We start from the raw sequence: 19,354 nt of genomic DNA, 5'->3' as shown, positions 1-19,354 counted from the left end.
AAAACTTGCCCAATGGTCGCAGGACGGAACCCTGTGGCTTCTATAGTTTCATAGCGTCTGTTTTATACGGGTCGTAGTGACCCACAGCTTTCTATCTCATTTTGTGGATATCCCCCCATGTCACCGAACAAATCTCTAGCCTTGGCACTGTGTCTCAGCATTACCGGTTGCGCACAGACCCCACAAAATGATGCCGACGGTGGCCACTGGTGGTCATTCGGTTCCGGTTCGGACAAGGTGGCGAGCAAAGACGCCACCAAACCGGACGTTAAACCGGATGCCAAGGCGGCTGAAGCCGCTGCCGCCGCCAAGGCCAAATCGACCGCAAGTGCTGCTGCGCCAGCTACCCCGGCAGCAGTTCCAGGCTCCTCGGCTGCCGCAGCCGCCAAAGCTGATAGTGAAAGCAAATGGTGGTGGCCGTTTGGCGACCAGCCAAAGGCCATAACCAAGGCCGATATCAAAGACGTGCCAATGCCTGATCCGAAAATCACCCAGGCCTGGCTGGACAGCCACGAGCCAGGCTTGCGGGCTGTGGTCCAGGACGGCCACTCGACAGTGGAACGTCGCGAGAACGTGCTGGTGGTGGTCGTGCCAGTGGATGACGCTTTCAACCCGAAACGTCCAGCCATGTTGCTGCCGTCGGCCTTGGGTCAGTTCACCAAGATCGCCAAGCTGGTTGAGAATGACCCCCAGACTTCCATCCTGGTACTCGGCCACGGCGACACTACGGGCACAGCGTCTGAGACTCAGCAGCTGAGCAAGGACCGTGCGACTTCCGTTGCGTCGATCTTCAGCCTCAGTGGCTTGAAGCGTGATCGTCTGATGTTGCGTGGTATGGGTGACTTGATGCCGCGTGCCGCGAACGACAGTGCCCAAGGCCGTGCCTTGAACCGTCGTGTGGAAATCATGCTGACCCCGCGCACCACCATGCTGGCATTGCTGAACAAGTACAGCCAGCCGACCCCACCACCGGTGGAAGTGGTTGCAGCGCAGGCCGCGAAGCCGGCAGCACCGGCCGCGACCGAGAAAAAAGCGACTTCGAAGAAGAAAGGCGCCGCCTCGAAAAAGGCTCCGGCGAAAAAAGCGCCAGCCAAAAAACATCCGGCCAAAAAGCCTGCTGCAGACAAAGCGGATACAGCGGCAAAAAGCACCAGCGGCCAGTAATCAGGCCAGGAACTGATTGATCAAGCACAAGGAAAACGCCATGACCCGGGCTCTGGCCGATATGCGTCGTGACTACACTCGCGACGGTTTGACCGAGGCTCACGCCCCGAGCGAGCCGTTCGCACTGTTTCATCAGTGGTTCGCCGAAGCGGTGAAAACCGAACAACCTCCGGTCGAGGCCAATGCCATGACCCTGGCCACTGTTGATCCGGACGGTCGCCCGCATTGCCGGATCCTGTTGCTCAAGGGGCTTGATGAGCAGGGGTTTACCTTCTTCACCAACTACGACAGTGCCAAGGGTCAGCAACTGGCGGCAAATCCGTTTGCTGCCATGACCTTCTTCTGGCCGACCCTGGAACGCCAGGTGCGCATTGAAGGACGGGTGGTGAAGGTCACGCCGCAAGAATCCGATGCCTATTTCCAGGTGCGGCCTTTGGGCAGTCGCCTGGGGGCCTGGGCGTCACCGCAGAGTCAGGTGATTGCCGATCGTGCCGAGCTGGAAGGGTTGCTCAAGACTACCGAGCAGCGCTTTAGCGATAGTCAGCCGCATTGCCCTGAACACTGGGGCGGCTATCGTTTGCTGCCAGAACGCATCGAGTTCTGGCAAGGTCGAGCGAGCCGTTTGCATGACCGTCTGAACTATCGTCTGCAAGGCGCCGACTGGAGTCGCGAGCGCCTGGCGCCGTAAACCGGTTACACAGTGGGGTAGGCGGCAGCAGCCGCCTCCAGCCACTGTGGCAGGTCCCTGCGTTTGATATTCTGCTGCCGGGCACTGGCCAGTTGTTGCAGCATGAATGCCTTTTTCCGCTCATCATTGCCGGCAAGTGCCAGCGCCAGATCACGGTCCATCCAGCGTTTGATCCGCACGTACAGCCACCAATGGAAGTACAGTCCGGCAACGGTAGTGACGACAATGATAAAGTAATCCATGGAAATCCTTGGGGCGGTGGCGCAGGTTCTGTAATTTGGCGCTACTGTGTGATGAGTTCTCAAGTGCGACTGTACTGCACCTGAATCAAACCAATTTTATCCGGGCGGTGCCGTGACAGGCGTCAAGCTGCGGAGTTTAATGAATACCTGTCCTTTGGAGTTGATGCTATGCGTAAGTCTGTTTTGCTGGTTGCTTCTTTTTCTACGATGGCGATGTTGCTCACTGGTTGCCAATCGAGCCTGACCGGTGACTCCTACTCCCGTGACGAAGCACGTCGGGTGCAGACGATCCGTATGGGTACCATCGAATCCCTGCGTCCGGTGAAAATCGAAGGCACCAAAACCCCGATCGGCGGCGCAGCCGGTGCGGTCGTTGGCGGCGTCGCCGGTAGCTCCGTGGGTGGTGGCAAAGGCAGCATCGTCGCTGCCGTGATCGGCGCAGTGGCCGGCGGTCTGGCGGGTTCTGCCATCGAAGAAGGCGCGACCCGTACCCAAGGCGTGGAAATCACCGTTCGCGAAGACGACGGCAGCATGCGCGCCTACGTTCAAGAGGTTCAGCCAAACGAAGTATTCCGTGTTGGCGAGCGTGTGCGCATTTCCACCGTCGGTGGCACCAGCCGCGTTTCGCACTAAGTTTTACACGGCTAAAGCAAAACCCCGATCAGGTGACTGGTCGGGGTTTTGTGTTTTTTGACGCTAAGAAACAATCAATAAATCTAATGAGTCACCATGTTTGTCGATACCGAAATGCGATCTGGTAGTCAAAGACAGAGCTATCAATGTGATGATTGAACAGAGGTTGAAGCTTCGGTATCCAAGCTGCGACAACATCAAAGCCGCCGTCATAAATCTCATTTTCAGACATCAAGCCTAGAGTGTCGATTATTGAACCATCGTCTCCCAGGTCAGCAGAGTATTCCTTGCCTTCTGCAATTTCTGTTTTCTTGTCATACCAATCCAACCTGATTTTCAGACCCATGCAGTCCTCACAAGTACTTTTTAATGCTGCGGTTTTTCTTGGGTGGGTCAATTTGCTCGCCAGTTAAATGGTCGAATGAACCCAGGTGGCTGCCATCACTTGCACGGTAAGCTTCAAGCTCGCCGTGCAGTGAGTCCCACTCATAAATTGTGCGACCTTTGCTATCGATCCAACGCTCTCGAAGTCCGCCACCTCCTTGTCGTGGGGTTTTCTTCTTCGCTGCTTTCAAACCAGAAAATCCAGTGATCTCCTCAGTTTCAGGTGCAGAGTGGTAGTCGTGATCTGGGTTGGGAATCCGTCTTCCAGCTACATTCACCACAATATAAACCGGCAACACCCCCGAGTCCGCCGGGAACACAAGAATGAAGTCCTTGTACTCAGGCGGATATACCGGGTCGACGATGATGCTGTCGGCGGCGGGTGTTGGCGGGTAGACCCAGATGTGCGGTGCCCGGGGGGCGGCTTCCAGGGCCGGGATGCCAAGGATGTCCGAGGGATCCATGGCCGGGGTCCAGATCAGCTCTATACCATCACCCAGGTCGGCGACCTGCTGAGAGCCGTGCAGTTTGAACTGCACGACATCGACCATTTCCCAGTCGCGGTTCTTGCCGGTGTAAAAACCGTAACCCTTGAGGCTGCCGTCGGTTTGTTGCTCGACGCGCAGACGAACCCGGGTGCGGGCCTGTTTGAGGCCGAGTAACTGATCTTCGGTGTAAAGCGAGCTGTCACCGAGGTTTGATGGCCAGACCAACGCCACTAACCCGGCCAGTGCGCCGGCAACGACACCGCCAGTCGCTACCGATACGGAACCAAGAGCAGAGCCACCAAGGGCCAGGCTGCCAATGCCGGCTGGTATTGCGCCGCCACTGATTTTCTGAAGGGGTACCCGGCCGGATTCATCCGCCTCGCGCGCGCCGAGAAGGATCAGCTCGCCGTAGTCTTTCAGGCTGTCGGTGGGCACCATTCCCGAAGGATTCGAGTAGTCGATGATGGCATTCGGTAGCTTGCAGGACTTGGCGAAGACGCATCCTGCGCGGACCGAATTGAGTTTTTTTACAGAGTCTTGACGACCCCGTTCGAAGGCTGCTTGCCTTGCGAGCATGTCGTCGTAGGATTTTTGTCGTGCATCACGCTCTGCCAGCTCGGTGGCCGTCATATACCGTTCGGTGACGTGGTGTCCATCGCCTGACGGTGGGTTGCGAACCTTGGGAATGTCCTTGTTGCCAGCCACTGATTATCCTTGTTCGGTTCGTCCATCGGCAGCCCCGTGAGAGGGGCTGCGCGACGTTATCGAACGTGGCTAATCGTGGCTGTAGGACGAGTCTTGAATGTTCCTAGGCGCTTTCTCTGCTGTTTATGAGGCGAGCGCCGCGTTCTTGCGACTGGCCCCAGCCATCAAGGCGTAGCCGATCAATGCGGCGAGGATCGAACCGGTGAGGATGCCCATGCGGTCCATGCCGGCGTATTCGCTGCTGCCCGGCACAAAGGCCAGGGAACCGACAAACAGGCTCATGGTGAAACCGATACCGCAGAGAACCGCCACACCGAGTATCTGACCCCAATTGGCGCCAGCGGGGAGGGTTGCGATACCTATTTTGACGGCCAGCCAGGTCAGGCCGAAGACACCGACGGTCTTGCCCAGCAGCAGGCCGATGGCGATACCCATTGGCACGTGGTGAGTGAAGCTTTCGACGGTCACACCGGTCAGCGACAGGCCGGCGTTGGCAAAGGCAAACAGCGGCAGGATGCCAAAGGCTACCCAAGGATGCAGCGCGTGCTCCAGGGTTAGCAGCGGTGACGGTTCGGCGTTTTTGGTGCGCAACGGAATGCAGAACGCCAGGGTTACACCAGCCAATGTGGCGTGGACACCGCTCTTGAGCACGCAGACCCAGAGGATCAGGCCGATGATCATGTACGGCCCGAGCTTGACCACGCCGAGGCGGTTCATCGCCACCAGTGCGACAATGCAGGCGGCGGCCAGCATCAGCGACAAGGTCGACAGTTCGCCCGAGTAGAAAATTGCGATGACGATGATTGCACCCAGGTCATCGATGATTGCCAGGGTCATCAAAAACAGCTTCAGCGAGACGGGCACACGCTTGCCCAGCAAGGCGAGCACGCCCAATGCAAAAGCGATGTCAGTAGCCATCGGAATGGCCCAGCCGCTCAGGGCTGGCGGGTTGTCCTTGTTGAGGAACCAGTAGATCAGCGCCGGCACGACCATGCCGCCGATGGCCGCCGCACCCGGCAGGACGATCTGCGATGGTTTGGACAGATGGCCTTCAAGGATCTCGCGTTTGACCTCGAGGCCGATCAGCAGGAAAAACATCGCCATCAGACCGTCGTTGATCCATAACAACAGGGGCTTGGCGATTTTCAGGGCGCCGATCTGGGCGACCACGGGAGTGTCCAGCAGGCCGTTGTAGAGCCAGGACAGCGGTGAGTTGTTGATGATCAGGGCAAGAGCTGCGGCGGCAATCAATAACAGACCGCTGGCAGCTTCCAACTGAAAGAAACGCGTGAAAGTGCTACGCAGAGGCAAGGTCGCTCTCCATCTATCGATTCAAAAGGTGGACCACCCTAACCCGTACGGTTAGTTGTTAAAACAAAAGTTATATTCTTTTTTGTTATATGTCGTTACAACGATGACTGCCGGACCCGGACTGAGCCTAGCAGTTGGCTGGCGTATTGAGTCTCAGCTGTACCTGTGCGTTATGCAGGTTTTTTCCTAAGCTTACTGATTGAGCCTTTCGACAAGGTCAATCCGTTGCCTGTTGTCACCGCCAGGTTTCCTTACGCCTAATCGATTCAACGAGAAAAAGACCATGAGCGACAACCGTCAGTGGGCCCGCGAAGCCATCCGGATCATTGAAGCCGACTTCCAGCGCAGCGCCGATACGCACCTGATCCCTTTGCCACTGCCGGGATTGCCGGGCATCGAATTGTACTTCAAGGATGAATCCAGTCACCCCACCGGTAGCCTCAAACATCGACTGGCGCGTTCGTTGTTTCTCTATGCGCTGTGTAACGGCTGGCTCAAGCCGGGGGCGCCGGTGATCGAGGCGTCCAGCGGTTCGACGGCGATTTCCGAAGCGTATTTCGCCCGCTTGCTCGGCTTGCCGTTCATTGCCGTGATGCCGGCCACGACCTCCCGGGAAAAAATTGCGCAAATCGAGTTCTACGGCGGCAAAAGCCATCTGGTGCAGGATCCGACGCAGATCTACGCCGAGTCCGAGCGTCTGGCCCGGGAGCACGACGGCCATTTCATCGACCAGTTCACCTATGCCGAACGCGCCACTGACTGGCGAGCCAACAACAACATTGCCGAATCGATTTTTCAGCAAATGCGTTTTGAACGTCATCCTGAACCGAGCTGGCTGATTTCCAGCCCTGGAACCGGCGGCACCACCGCGACCTTGGGGCGCTACGTGCGTTATCGCCAGCATTGCACTCGTGTGTTGTGCGCCGACGCCGAGCGTTCGGTGTTCTTCGAGTACTACCAGACCGGTGATGCGAGCTTGCGTCTGGACTGCGGTTCGCGGATCGAAGGCATTGGCCGGCCGCGGGTCGAGGCATCGTTCTTGCCAAAGGTCATCGATGCGATGGTCAAGGTGCCGGACGCGCTGTCGCTGGCGGCCATGCATTACCTGGCTCAGCGTCTGGGCCGGCACGTGGGCGGTTCCAGCGGGACCAATCTGATCGGGGCCCTGATGGCTGCCCAGCAGATGATTGCAGCAGGAGAGAGTGGCTCGATCGTGGCGATTCTGTGTGATAGCGGCGAACGCTACGCGACCACCTATTACGATCAGGACTGGCTGAAGGCTCAGGGGTATGAGTTGAGTGGTCTGATCGCGGCCGTTGCGGCCAGTGTCGAACGCGGCGAGCCGCTGCCGGCCAGCGTGTTGCGCGCCAATATCTGAGATCGCTCAGACGCTGAACATTCCTGTGGGAGCGAGCTTGCTCGCGATAGCGGCGGATCAGTCAACATCTCTGTTGAATGTTAATCCGTCATCGCGAGCAAGCTCGCTCCCACAGGGTTTCGGTCAGGCCTCGATACCGAGGATGTCTCGCGCCACCGCTTCGGCAATACGAATCCCGTCGACACCCGCCGACAGAATCCCACCGGCATAACCGGCGCCTTCACCCGCCGGGAACAGGCCTTTGACGTTCAGGCTCTGCATCGACTCGTTACGGGTAATGCGCAGCGGCGAAGAGGTGCGGGTCTCGATCCCGGTCAGCACCGCGTCGTGCAGCGAGTAGCCGCGGATCTGCTTCTCGAAGGCTGGCAAGGCTTCACGAATGGCGTCGATGGCAAACGCCGGCAAGGCCAGCGCCAGATCACCCAGCGCAACCCCGGGTTTGTAGGACGGTTCGACGCTGCCCAAGGCGGTCGACGGCTTGCCTGCGATGAAATCACCGACCAGTTGCGCCGGTGCTTCGTAGTTGCTGCCGCCCAGCACAAAGGCGTGGGACTCCAGACGCTCCTGCAACTCGATCCCGGCCAGCGGGCCGCCCGGATAGTCGACTTCCGGGGTGATGCCCACAACAATCCCGGAGTTCGCGTTACGTTCGTTACGCGAGTACTGGCTCATGCCGTTGGTGACCACACGGTTTGGCTCGGAAGTCGCCGCCACCACGGTGCCGCCCGGGCACATGCAGAAGCTGTAGACCGAGCGACCGTTCTTGGCGTGGTGCACCAGTTTGTAGTCGGCGGCACCGAGTTTCGGGTGACCGGCGTATTTGCCCAGACGCGCGCTGTCGATCAGCGATTGCGGGTGTTCGATACGGAAACCCACCGAAAACGGCTTGGCTTCCATGAACACACCACGACCGTGGAGCATGCGGAAGGTATCGCGGGCGCTGTGGCCGAGGGCGAGGATCACGTGTTTCGAGTGAATCTGTTCGCCGCTGGCGAGCTCGATACCGGTCAGTTGACCGTCTTCGATCAGCACGTCGGTGACGCGTTGCTGGAAACGTACTTCACCGCCCAGCGCACGAATCTGCTCACGCATGTTTTCGACGACGCCGGTCAGACGGAACGTACCGATGTGCGGCTTGCTGACGTAGAGGATCTCTTCCGGCGCGCCGGCTTTGACGAATTCGTGCAGGACTTTACGGCCGTGGTGCCTGGGGTCCTTGATCTGGCTGTACAGCTTGCCGTCAGAGAATGTCCCCGCGCCACCTTCACCGAATTGCACGTTGGACTCAGGATTCAGCACGCTTTTGCGCCACAGCCCCCAGGTGTCTTTGGTGCGCTGACGTACTTCCGTGCCGCGCTCGAGAATGATCGGCTTGAAGCCCATCTGCGCCAGCAGCAGCCCGGCGAAAATCCCGCACGGGCCGAAACCGACCACGATCGGCCGTTGGCTCAAATCCGTCGGGGCCTGGCCAACGACCTTGTAGCTGACATCCGGTGCCGCATTGACGTTACGGTCGTCGGCGAACGTGTGCAGCAACTTCGCCTCGTCGCGCACGCGGAGGTCGATGGTGTAGATGAAGCACAGTTCGGAAGATTTTTTGCGCGCATCGTAGCTGCGCTTGAACAAGGTGAAATCGAGCAGGTCATCACTGGCGATGCCCAGGCGCTGCACGATGGCAGGCCGCAGGTCTTCTTCGGGATGGTCGATCGGCAACTTGAGTTCGGTGATTCGTAACATGACGGGATCCGGTTCGCGGGGGCGCACAACTGCGCCAAAGGCGTTTCACAAACCGGCGATTATAAGCCTCAACGGCCCGTTCCGGTGAGGCTAAAACAGCATCCTGTCGAATCAGTCGTTACGTGAACCGCCGAAATACGCGCAGCCACGTTGTACCTGGCCGTTGACCCGCAGTTCGGCGCTCATGAATTGAACGCTGCCACGGGTGCTGTCGACGCAGCGTTGTGGTGCGATCCAGAGTTCAACGTGTTGGTCATTGGCTTCGCTACTGAGGCTGAAACGCCCGTCACCGAGTTGTTCTTCCAAAAACGGCAAAGCCAGCGCTGGCTGGCCGGCGCGCTCGACCACCATGCCCTTGGTGTTGACCTTGACGTTCCAGTCAGGCGTGCTGCCGCTGGCGCGCAGGATCAGCCGCTGGAAGTTGGGGTCTTCACAGGCCGTGCCCGAACGTTCGACACGGTATAACTGCTGTACGTCGAACTGGGCACTGGTGTCAGAGGATTTGCCAGCGGCAACCCGACCACGCACATCGGCGAAAATCTTGTGCTGTGCGCCCGCCAGTGTTGCGGCTTCCTGCAGGATGCTGGTGCTGCCGGCGTCATTGACGACATACAGCTTGTTTTCCTGGCACGGCTGAAACATCAGCTTGCCGTTGGCCATGCTGAGTTCGCCCTGCATGCGGGTCTGGCCCGCCGTGGACGGTTTCTCAGGCTGGCTCTGCAGCAACTGGCAACCGGCGAATACAGGAAGCAGGGCGACAAACATCAGGGAACGGGCAGCACGCATCGTTGGGTCTCCAGACAAGTGCCGCCACGTTACTCAGCCTGACCGTTCATCACAACCCTGCAATGCGCCGGCGTTCTGTAGGAGCTGCCGCAGGCTGCGATCTTTTGATCTTCGGTATTAAAGATCGCAGCCTGCGGCAGCTCCTACAAACCGTGTTGGTCTTAGCTGACGTTGTAGGTCTGGCCGGTCTGCAAGCCTTCGACACTTTTCGCGTAGGCCAGCGCCACATCGGCGGCCGGAACCGGTTTGAATCCACGGAAGTACGGCGCGTAGCTGCCCATGGCTTCAACCAGCACGTTCGGGCTCACCGAATTGATCCGCAGACCGCGCGGCAATTCAATAGCCGCCGCTTTAACGAAGCTGTCCAGGGCACCATTGACCATGGCTGCCGAGCTGCCGGTACGAATCGGGTCGTGGCTGAGAATGCCGGTGGTGAAGGTGAATGATGCACCGTCATTGGCGAATTCACGGCCGATCAGCAGCAGGTTGACCTGGCCCATCAGTTTGTCCCGCAAACCCAGCTCGAAGTCTTTTTCGGTCATGGTGGCCAGCGGCACGAAGTTGACGCTGCCGGCGGCGCAGATCAGCGCATCGAAGCTACCGGTCTGTTCGAACAGTTTGCGGATTGACTTGCTGTCACTGATATCCACCTGAAAGTCACCGCTCTTGCGGCCAATGCGGATGATTTCGTGGCGCGGTGCCAGTTCGCGATCAATGGCTGAGCCCACAGTACCGCTGGCGCCAATCAGTAGAATTTTCATCGTGCTGCTCCTTAATGGGTTGGACTAAGTTTCAGTTTAGTGTGGTTTTTTTCGTTGATAAGCGCGCTAATGGGCAACCTTTGGTTTTCAAATGGAAACAATCCATGAGCGAAATGGATGATCTGGCGGCGTTCGCAGTGTTGATCGAGGCAGGGAGTTTCACGCTGGCAGCGCAGCAATTGGGGTGTAGCAAGGGGCAGCTGTCCAAGCGCATCAGCCTGTTGGAAGCACGCTTCAGCGTGGTGCTGTTGCAGCGCACCACCCGACGCCTGAGCCTGACGGCGGCTGGTGCGGCGTTGTTGCCGCAAGCTCAGGCGCTGGTGATTCAGGTTGAGCGTGCGCGTCAGGCCCTGGCACGGCTGAAGGACGATATGGCGGGGCCCGTGCGAATGACGGTGCCGGTGTCGTTGGGAGAAACTTTTTTCGATGGGCTACTGATGGAGTTTTCCCGGGAGTATCCCGAGGTGCAGATCGAACTTGAGCTCAATAACAGCTACCGCGACTTGTCACGAGATGGTTTCGATCTGGCGATTCGTTCAGAAGTGGCCAACGACGAGCGATTGGTGGCCAGGCCGCTGTTGGCCTGGCACGAGATGACCTGCGCCAGCCCGGCGTATCTTGAACAGTTTGGTGAGCCGCAGACACCTGCGGACCTGATCAATCATCGTTGCCTGCTCAACAGTCATTACAGCGGCCGGGAAGAGTGGCTCTATCACCAGCAACATGAGCTGTTGCGGGTGCGGGTCTCGGGGCCGTTTGCCAGCAACCACTACAACCTCTTGAAGAAGGCCGCGCTTGTCCATGCGGGAATCGCACGCCTGCCTTCTTACTTGCTCCAGGCTGAACTGGCCGATGGTCGTTTGCGCTGGCTGCTGCGCGACTATCAGACCCGCAGCATGCCGATGTATCTGGTGCACCCGTATCAGGGCGGTTTGCCCAAACGCACGCAAGTGTTGGCCGACTACCTGATAGGTTGGTTCAAGCGCAGCGGCGAAGCGCTGGATCGGCTGTAGCAGCTGCCGAGCTGGCGAGGCTGCGTCCGAGGACGAAGTCCTCGCAAATCCGGAATATGCCGTTTACCTGATAGAGCGTGTCGCCTGATGTACGAGCGCTTCGCACTCGAACGCAGCCTTCGGCAGCTGCTACAAGGGCTTAGCGTTTGGCGGTGTAACGTTTGGCGATCAGATGATCGATCGACAGCACGCCCGGACCTCTGGCCATCAAGTACAACAGAATTGCCGCCCAGGTGCCGTGAGTCGGGTAGGCGTCAGGGTAGACAAAGGTCTGAATGGTCAGGGTCATGCCCAGCAGTGCCAGGGCCGAGAAGCGTGTGGCGAAGCCGACGAGGATCAGGATCGGGAAGCAGTGCTCGGCAAAGGCCGCCATGTGCGCCGCCAGCTCCGGGGACAGCAGCGGAACGTGGTATTCGCTCTGGAACAACGGAATGGTCGAGTCTGCCAGGCGCGGCATCCCCAACTCGAAGGTCCCGGAAATCAGGTCCACGGCAAAGCCCTCGACCTTGGTCTGGCCGGACTTCCAGAACACCGCCGCAATGGAGAAACGTGCAACGAAGGCAATCAGGCTGTGAGGGATCATCTCGAAAAGTTCGATGATCCGTTCGATCAGGCGGGCGATGGCGTTTGGCTGTTCGGTGCGCGCGTTCATGGCGATTCCTTGTCGTGATGTAAGCGGGTAATGGCGTTGTGGCCAATCAGCAGCGCCAGGCACTGGCTCAGGTCAAACGTCGGTGCGGCGTTCAGGGCGTCGGCCACGGCCTGTCCCAGAGGATGGTTGTTTTGCAGGCTATGGATGAAGGTCGTGGTGCCGACATCGATGGCAAAGACCTCGACCGCAAGACCGTTGCGTAGCACCAGCGCGCTTTGCGGGTGATACGGCTCAAGGTTCCGGGGCGGGTCGTCAGCCTGATGGGCCGCCCATAGCGCAACCACGGCATACGCCGAGTTCAGCGTGAACGTTGAGGGATGCAAATGAATGTGTAGTGTTGCGAGCGTTTCGGGCTCGCTCATGGCCGCAGCAATTCGCGCGGGTTCGACGGTGCTTGCATCCGCCGCGTGATAGGCCCTGACTCGCAAGCGCTCTAACCGTGCAACGTCCGCGAGATACGGCACTGATGCGGCCGGTGCAAAGTGCTCAATGAAACTGGCGAAGTCGCTGCCGTAGTCGTTGATCAGCGCACTGGTCGGTGGGAAATCCCGCACATGGAGCTGGGCCATGGCCCGGAAGAACTCATCGCCGACCAACTGCGAAACCACCGGGTAACTGTCGGCCAAAGCGTTGATCAACGAACTCCGCACGTTATTGCGATACACCGCGAAACGGCTATCCGGATCAGCCCCGTTGGCGCTGAACAATCCGTCAGGGCAGGGCCGTTGAGGATCAAGCAGGGCGGCGGCGAAATCGGCTTGAGTGCTCATCGACGAACCCCGGTGTAACCCAGCAACTCATCGGCCTGACGGGCCTCGGCGTGCAGCACGGAAAATGCAGGTATCTGATTGTCGCGCTCAATCAGCGTGGCCACCGGGCCAATGCGTTCCAGAACACGCACGTACAACGCCCACACAGCGTTATCGATGGCTGCGCCGTGATCGTCGATCAGCAGGCGATCGCCGAGGCTGTCGGTGTCTTCGGCAAATCCGGCCAGATGAATCTCACCCACGGCGTGCAGCGGCAATGCGTCGAGGTAGGCCAGCGGATCGCGCTGATGATTGATGCAGGAGACGTAGACGTTGTTCACATCCAGCAGCAAGCCGCAGCCAGTACGGCGAATGACTTCGGCGATGAAGCTGGCTTCTTCCATGCTGGAGCGCTGGAATTGCAGATAAGTCGCCGGGTTTTCCAGCAGCATGGGGCGTTTCAGACTGTGCTGGACCTGATCGATATGCTTGCAGACACGCTGCAGTGTCGATTGGTCATAGGCCAGCGGTAGCAGGTCATTGAGAAACACCGGGCCGTGGCTCGACCAGGCCAGGTGTTCGGAAAAGGACTGGGGTTGATAGCGCTCGATCAGTTTGGCGAGCCGGGCAAGATGCTCGGTATCCAACGGGCCTTCGGCGCCAATCGACAGGCCGACGCCATGCAGCGACAGCGGATACTGCTCGCGGATCAATCCTAGGTAGTGATGAAACGGGCCGCCGGCCACCATGTAGTTTTCGGCGTGGACTTCGAAGAAACCGATGTCCGGGCGGGTGCCGAGTACTTCACCGAAGTGCCCGGTCTTGAGCCCCAGCCCCGCGCGCGGCGGGAGCTCGGACGCCAATGCCTGAGTGTGAGGATGTACGTTGTGCAGCGATGAAGTGGTCATCATCAACACTCAGGCAGAGGTGGGGTTACGACTTGGCTTTGTAGGCGGCCAGTTGACCGAAGCCGGTCGGTGAGGTTGGGCTGGCAGTCTTCTCGCAAGTGCCTTTAGGCACCAGTTTGAAGTGGTTGCTCTCGTAGTCGACTTTCGAGGTGCCGGCACAGGTGGTGCCTGCGCCTGCGGCGCAATCGTTCTTGCCTTTCATGGCGACGCCAAAGCATTTTTCCATGTCGGTGGCTGCGGCATGGGCGGTGGTTGGAAGAGCCGCGATGCTCAGGGCAGAACCCATGGCCAGGGCGAGGGCGGCGGCGGACAGGGTGCGAGTGGTAGCAGTCATGATGTTTCTCCAGTTGTGGGCGTGGTCAAGAAAGCGTATGCGCTTGCTTACCCTAGTAGAGATGGGGCATTCGGGTTCGTTACAGCCCTTCCCAAACATTTTTTTTGCGATTTTTGCTGGAGGCGCTGCGGGAAGTCTAGGGAGTCGATATTCCGCCTAGAGCCTCTTCCAGGCTACCGGTCGGGCTAGGTATCGATTCAAGCCGTCGCCCCATTTTGCTGATCAGCAAGGCGACGGAATCAGCATTGCCGAGAATGATCTCGACCCGTTTCAGCGGATCGGTTCGAAATATTCTGCGGGCATCGTCCAGGGTTTGCCCCTCGGTTATACCCAGTACGCGATTCAATATCATTTGGGAGGCGCTGCCAATCAGGGGATCGGTTTTGAGCCCTGTAATCAAATTAGTGACCTGAAAGAGCTCATTGCGAGGCGTGCTGAGGGACAGCGCATTACGCTGATCCTCTTGTAAACCGGCCTTCACCAGCCTGCCGAAAGGTGTGCTGTCATTGATCAGATCGAGGTGGGGATGGCAAGCGTTCAAATAGGTAATGTCTTCAGTTTGGCAAACCTGATGCGTGAGCTCATGAATCAGTGTGACTGCTCGGGCGTGTGCGTCAACGTTGAAGGGGGCCGTCAACAGGTTTTCGTAGCCCAGTTCCGGTTTGAAAAATGACCTTGTCAAGTACAACAGTTGTTCACTATCAGGAATGAGTGTGAACGCCATAATCTCCCCTTTTGTGTGACGAGAAGAGTGCCGCTGATAACCTATGGCAAATCGCTTTGAGGTGGGTGAGTTGAGTGAGGGGGCAATCAGGGCAGAGAGTACATCGTCGATAACTTTCTTGATCTTTTCGATATGCACGGACTCTACGATCCGTAGATCAAAAAACTCCTTGATGAATTTTAGCGTTTGGGTATTGGGTGGGGAGCCCGGTACTAACAACCGCAAATTGTCCTTGCTGTTTTTGGCGTAACGAGTCGCTAAATTCAGTGCCTCAGTAATCATTGAGGCTTTATGCCGGTAGAGTCGCCGAATGGCTCCCATTCCGCTGGCATGTATGTTAAAGCCGCGCCGGGCAACGGGGTTTGAATAGAGACGATTGGTGATTCTTGACACGACTCTTGCGCCAAGGATAAGAGGATTCCTGGTGCTCCATTGCAGTCTGGCGTTTTTATAAACAATGGGTCCAGCTTCGTGTTCATTAGTGATTTTCCACTGCTCACCGTGTTTCTCGATACGAAAGACTTTGCCTTCTACCGGCGCATATTGACGACGTGTGATGGGGTCACGATAGAGGGCGAGGCTGGAATCTTCATGCAGGTCTTGCAACGCGATATCAGTCACTTCATGGGACTGCAGTTCGGTTCGTTGCTCTGCTGTTATATCGATGTTTGGCCAGCTGGACTCAGCGTCAACGGTGGGCGGTGAAGGTGAAGGCGAGGGAAGAGGTGTCACTGCAGCCGAGGTATCTGAAACACCTTCAGGTGTTTCGGGCATTGATTGCCTGAGCATCACCATTTGCGCGGCGCCCTTTACGAAGTCGCCAATCCCCCTGCGCCAGTGATGTTCTTGCAGCGCTTCAGCAGAGCTCTTGAACAGCTTGAAACTGTTCCAGACTACCAATGGATAGGCCAGCTTTCCGGGGATGAATTGCAAGGCGCTGTTCACCCCCGATGTGAATGCATGTTTTACAGCGTTCCAGGCCTCATGGGCTTTTGCGGCGGATTGGCATCCAAGCAGCTTGAACAGCACCTCGATGTTTTCGCTGAACAGTTGCTTGAACAGATGACCTTTAACGGGATTGGACGCAAGGCTGATTGATGGCGTCGTGCCGGCTGGGGAAGCGAACAAGGGAGCAAACGTTGCTCGCGCAGCGTCCGGGAGGCTGCGAAGCACCCACTGCTGCAATGCTCCGGGGGCGGTCAGTTCCGCCAGCAAAGCGGCCTCGTCTTTGTACTCCTTGAGGTGATGGCTTTGGCTGTAGGGGGCATACAGGACCTGCGGTCCCTGGGTGCCAGGCTGCGGACCAATCAAGTACAGCCCGAGGGCTTTGACCGCCGTAGCGCCGCTGGAGGCAACCAGTTCGAGTGGCCGAATAATGGCCTTCGCATTGTTGACGGCCGCGCGAGCGATTGCGTCGGGCATGTCCATGATTTGTTGGATAAAGCTGAACGCACCTCCCGTAAGGCGTTTTTGCAGCATTTCGGTATGGGCGTGCTGCATGAGCTGCCAGGGGAGTTGCCTGGCGAATCGCTGCTGACGTTCTGTCAGACCTTGGCTGTTAGGGGCTAATAAGGTTTGTAGGTGCTTAAGGTACTCAGCCCCGATGTTCAGCCGTTTAACCTGCCGTGTCAGCGTTTCTGCGAGCATCTCTGGCGGGAGCGCCAGTGCTGTTCTGGATTCAACTTTAAGGTTTGTCCCTTCCATGTCGTCGTGATGAGACAGTGCATATTCAGCCAGGGACAACTGTAGCGGGGTAGAGGTATTGGCAGGTGTTAGCGTGATCTTGATGTCGTCAGGCGCGTGAATGCTCGGGTTATAGGTGGTCCGTAACAGTGTTGAGAGCTTCTCCTGTGCAAAGTCAGTCAGGGAGCGGATACCGTGCAAGTAGTCCTTGTCCGCTTCCACGTTGTTTCGGTACTGCTCCAGCAATTCGATCTGCAATTGTTGGTCTTGCACAGGCGCCATGCCAAACCAGCCGGGTAATGAGTGCTGAGTGATCAGCGCCTGGGCTATCTCCATGGCTCGCTGTAGATTGGTGGGAGGGATACTTTGCGTCATCCGGATTTGCCAAAGGTTTTGAAACTGGCTGCTCGACAGTTTTGAGCCAAGCACTTGCTCAAGTTCCGCCTTCCGTAATTCTGCATAGGACTGCTGTCGATGCTCAAGCAAGTTGCCGACGATGGGCTCCAGTGAGTTGAGGGAATAATCTTGATGATATGAGCGCTCGGATCGTTTGAGGTTCTCCAGGAGGGCAGGACGTTCGTCTGGACTGCGCAAGCGTCGATTGAGTTCGGTTTTGATATGGCTCAAGGAACTGAAGGCTTCAAATCCCTGCGCAGGCGTCCAAAGTATGGCACGGCCGGAATGCTCAGGATCCAGGCCACCGCGTTCTGTCAGAAGGAAGCAGTTGGCCAGACTGGCCAGTGTGTTCGTTCCGGCGGCTTTCAGCGTCAGGAAGAAAGCCCCTGGCAAAAAACCGTTCAAACTATGCCGGGTATGATGTTCAAGGCTATTGAGCACAGTCTCGACAACGGCCTGGTCAGCGGCTCGGATCGTCTGATTCAATGCCCTGAGTTGGAGCTCCGTGCGCAGCCCGGCCAGCATCGCTGTCACGAGGGCGGGTTTCATGTTAGGGAACGCATTCTGGACCTGACGCAGATGTTCGGGAAAGTCTGTCAGTGCATCGTCGACCAGAGTGTTGACAGTCTGCACGTTCAGACCTGGAAACTTTAACGAAAGGCCGGCAGAAGGCGCTGCAAAAAAGCCGACATTCGGCGAGTCATCGATAGGGTTGGTTCGCTCGCTGAAGCGTGCGAGGAAGTGCTCGACCAGGCCGAGTGATGATCCTGGCGGGCGGGCCTCCGACTCGTCTGGTGGACTGCTATAGCGGTTTACATAAATATTTGATGCCAAAAGATGCCCGAGGTTTAGCGTTGCCAGTCCGCTGTTCAGCATGGCCGTGGCTGAACGTTGGATTGTGGGTTGGCTGGACATTCTTTTTACGATGTCGGTATGCAGGATTTCGAGTTGCTGTAAGGATTGCCTGGCTGACTCAAGAACGGATGTCGCAGGCTTGGAGGTGTTCTCTGCGGCGGACGACTCTCTCCAGGATGGCGCCAGGCATGTACTCCAGCGATCGTGTGAGTTGAGCGCCAACAATTGGTTGTCAATCATGGCTCGAACGTCGAGCACATTATCGAACAAGGCATCGATATCGATTGCGCCCTTGCCGCGGCGATAGAGACCCAGGACATAGTCCAGGTTCAGTAGCTGTTTTTTGGCGATGTCCTGCTGCATGTCGCGAAAGACCAGGCCGCTGAGGGGAGTGGTTTCTATGCTTGGCGAGCTGAAGCCCAGCAGGATTGTGCGCTCGTTTCGCGCTACAGAGTTCAGTAGGTCGTCTCGTTTGCTTATCGTTTTGAGCGTGTCCAGCAGATCGGCTTTCACCTCGGCATGGTTCGGGAAAACCCGTAGACCTTGAGCCTGGGTGTACAGAAACGTATCGGATTGCGGTTCGTCCGGGTTGCTGATGATAAGGGTGTTACAGAGGTCTGTGGACTGTTTGCCCAGTTCAGTGAGACGAATCTTTTCAACCCGCGGCGGGGTGGATGACGGTCCGCTTGTCGTGGCGTCGTTTATCAGCAACGTCATCAGTGTTTGGTATTGCTGTGCAGAGATATTGATTTGTTGTCGTTGATCGAGCAGGCTCGCCGCGTACTTGTCACGTATGGCTTGTGCAAAGAAGTCTTGTCGCGATTGGCCTGTTGTGACCTTGTGTTGCCAAAAGGCATTGAGCTGGCCTTTCAAATGCTCTGTCAGTCCAGCGGCAAGCCCGGGTATGGACCTCTCCCAGAGCAGGTTGTCGTTAACTTTTCTGCTGGTAGTGTCAGGTTCCAGTGTTCTTTTAGGGTTGGTGAACTCTCTGGTTTGCCCAACCGGCCAGGCATTGCTGATGTAGTAGGCAAGAACTGTCTCGCTCAACGATTGCGTGGACACTCGTCGAACGCTCGATACGCTGGCGCTTGATGCATCAGAAATTCTCTCTGTGACAAAGCTGTTTACCCGGGTTTCTCGCTGATCCACACCGGGGAAGCTTTCGGCTAGCTTGACGTTCAGGTACTGCTCGATCATCGACGTACAAGAGGGGAGCTCGACGAGTTCGTTCAGCAGGCCTTGGGCGTTCTGGAGTTGGTTCTGGGTGATGATGCGCTGTTGCTCTTCGAACACGGCGCCATCGATTACCCGCGCATCAAGCGTAAATTCGTCGGCAGGATTGAACTGGTTGCGCTGGGCGATGGAAAGGTAACGCAGTAACCCGGTCGCCTGTGCCGGGATTTTCAACCACTTGCTCAGCTCGAATTTTAATAATTGTTGGCTATCGAATTTTTCCAGACCACGGGACGGTGTGTAGAGAAAGGCACCTGCGCCTGGAGCGGGGCTCATGATAAAAGCGCCGGCAAGTTCTATGGCGGCCTGGCCTTTGGGCTTTAGAACAATAGATTCAACGGTCATCGGTGCATCAAGGGTGGTGCGGGCCGTATGGTTGGCGAGGTACACCGCATCCAGCCAGTCGAGATCCGAAAGCGTGAAGTTGCGTGCCAGTTGGCGCTCTGTCAGTTGTTCTCTGAGAATCAGGGTTTCGGGGAGGAAATACGGTAAGGAAGTGCTCATGACTGTGACCTCAAGGGGTGTCGCCG

17 protein-coding genes are annotated in these 19,354 nt (G+C 57.5%); 5 read left to right on the top strand and 12 right to left on the bottom strand.

The features are described from left to right. Positions 1-117 precede the first annotated feature (117 nt). Complete coding sequence (locus tag BK659_RS25785; protein ID WP_123428317.1) at positions 118-1,164, top strand: OmpA family protein; 1,047 nt, start codon at positions 118-120, stop codon at positions 1,162-1,164. 40 nt (positions 1,165-1,204) lie between these two features. After that, positions 1,205-1,852, top strand: coding sequence for a pyridoxamine 5'-phosphate oxidase (pdxH, locus tag BK659_RS25780; RefSeq protein WP_123428315.1), 648 nt, complete (start codon positions 1,205-1,207; stop codon positions 1,850-1,852). 5 nt (positions 1,853-1,857) lie between these two features. Here the strand turns inward: pdxH and BK659_RS25775 are convergent, their stop codons facing one another. Continuing rightward, positions 1,858-2,094 (bottom strand): hypothetical protein, encoded by a 237-nt coding sequence (locus BK659_RS25775; protein WP_123428313.1) that lies wholly within the window; start codon positions 2,092-2,094, stop codon positions 1,858-1,860. A 168-nt stretch (positions 2,095-2,262) separates the two neighbouring features. On the opposite strand from BK659_RS25775, the gene BK659_RS25770 reads away from it, so the two are divergent. Beyond that, entirely contained in the window at positions 2,263-2,727 is a 465-nt protein-coding gene (locus BK659_RS25770; protein ID WP_123428311.1) for an outer membrane lipoprotein, read from the top strand. Positions 2,728-2,818: 91 nt separating this feature from the next. Here BK659_RS25770 and BK659_RS25765 read toward each other — a convergent pair whose 3' ends face one another. The 3 genes from BK659_RS25765 to nhaA all read right to left on the bottom strand — a co-directional run bounded on the left by BK659_RS25765 (position 2,819) and on the right by nhaA (position 5,615). Then, positions 2,819-3,073 (bottom strand): colicin E3-like toxin immunity protein, encoded by a 255-nt coding sequence (locus BK659_RS25765; protein WP_123428309.1) that lies wholly within the window; start codon positions 3,071-3,073, stop codon positions 2,819-2,821. A 7-nt stretch (positions 3,074-3,080) separates the two neighbouring features. Next, positions 3,081-4,304: a colicin E3/pyocin S6 family cytotoxin gene (locus BK659_RS25760; RefSeq protein WP_123428307.1), complete on the bottom strand. Its 1,224-nt coding sequence runs from the start codon at positions 4,302-4,304 to the stop codon at positions 3,081-3,083. Positions 4,305-4,427: 123 nt separating this feature from the next. After that, the gene (gene nhaA, locus BK659_RS25755; RefSeq protein ID WP_123428305.1) at positions 4,428-5,615 is read right to left on the bottom strand and encodes a Na+/H+ antiporter NhaA; all 1,188 of its coding nucleotides are present in this window, start codon (positions 5,613-5,615) and stop codon (positions 4,428-4,430) included. 283 nt (positions 5,616-5,898) lie between these two features. Between nhaA and BK659_RS25750 the strand changes: the two genes are divergently transcribed. Then, positions 5,899-6,993 (top strand): PLP-dependent cysteine synthase family protein, encoded by a 1,095-nt coding sequence (locus BK659_RS25750; protein WP_123428303.1) that lies wholly within the window; start codon positions 5,899-5,901, stop codon positions 6,991-6,993. A gap of 123 nt (positions 6,994-7,116) precedes the next feature. On the opposite strand, the gene BK659_RS25740 is transcribed toward BK659_RS25750, so the two are convergent. The 3 genes from BK659_RS25740 to BK659_RS25730 all read right to left on the bottom strand — a co-directional run bounded on the left by BK659_RS25740 (position 7,117) and on the right by BK659_RS25730 (position 10,277). Further along, positions 7,117-8,730 carry an NAD(P)/FAD-dependent oxidoreductase gene (locus BK659_RS25740; protein WP_123428301.1) on the bottom strand — a complete coding sequence of 538 codons (1,614 nt, stop codon included), beginning with the start codon at positions 8,728-8,730 and terminating at the stop codon, positions 7,117-7,119. A gap of 111 nt (positions 8,731-8,841) precedes the next feature. Continuing rightward, complete coding sequence (locus tag BK659_RS25735) at positions 8,842-9,516, bottom strand: COG3650 family protein (RefSeq protein ID WP_123428299.1); 675 nt, start codon at positions 9,514-9,516, stop codon at positions 8,842-8,844. Between the two features lie 161 nt (positions 9,517-9,677). Next, entirely contained in the window at positions 9,678-10,277 is a 600-nt protein-coding gene (locus BK659_RS25730) for a short chain dehydrogenase (RefSeq protein ID WP_123428298.1), read from the bottom strand. Positions 10,278-10,381: 104 nt separating this feature from the next. Between BK659_RS25730 and BK659_RS25725 the strand changes: the two genes are divergently transcribed. Beyond that, positions 10,382-11,290 (top strand): LysR family transcriptional regulator, encoded by a 909-nt coding sequence (locus BK659_RS25725; protein ID WP_123428296.1) that lies wholly within the window; start codon positions 10,382-10,384, stop codon positions 11,288-11,290. A gap of 139 nt (positions 11,291-11,429) precedes the next feature. Here BK659_RS25725 and BK659_RS25720 read toward each other — a convergent pair whose 3' ends face one another. The 5 genes from BK659_RS25720 to BK659_RS25700 form a co-directional block, all read right to left on the bottom strand. Further along, a complete protein-coding gene (locus tag BK659_RS25720; RefSeq protein WP_123428294.1) occupies positions 11,430-11,942 on the bottom strand; it encodes a DoxX family protein in 513 nt (170 codons plus the stop codon). Next, positions 11,939-12,712 (bottom strand): HvfC/BufC N-terminal domain-containing protein, encoded by a 774-nt coding sequence (locus BK659_RS25715; protein WP_123428292.1) that lies wholly within the window; start codon positions 12,710-12,712, stop codon positions 11,939-11,941. Before BK659_RS25715 ends, BK659_RS25720 begins: the two co-directional genes overlap by 4 nt. After that, complete coding sequence (gene bufB / locus BK659_RS25710; RefSeq protein ID WP_185015471.1) at positions 12,709-13,602, bottom strand: MNIO family bufferin maturase; 894 nt, start codon at positions 13,600-13,602, stop codon at positions 12,709-12,711. Before bufB ends, BK659_RS25715 begins: the two co-directional genes overlap by 4 nt. Before the next feature lie 22 nt (positions 13,603-13,624). Next, positions 13,625-13,933, bottom strand: a complete 309-nt coding sequence (locus tag BK659_RS25705) for a BufA1 family periplasmic bufferin-type metallophore (RefSeq protein ID WP_123428290.1) — start codon at positions 13,931-13,933, stop codon at positions 13,625-13,627. A 136-nt stretch (positions 13,934-14,069) separates the two neighbouring features. Further along, entirely contained in the window at positions 14,070-19,328 is a 5,259-nt protein-coding gene (locus tag BK659_RS25700) for a dermonecrotic toxin domain-containing protein (RefSeq protein ID WP_123428288.1), read from the bottom strand. Positions 19,329-19,354: the final 26 nt, after the last annotated feature.

Source organism: Pseudomonas brassicacearum (assembly GCF_003732225.1).
Lineage (GTDB): Bacteria > Pseudomonadota > Gammaproteobacteria > Pseudomonadales > Pseudomonadaceae > Aquipseudomonas > Aquipseudomonas brassicacearum_E.
This window is presented reverse-complemented; position numbering and strand designations above follow the sequence as displayed.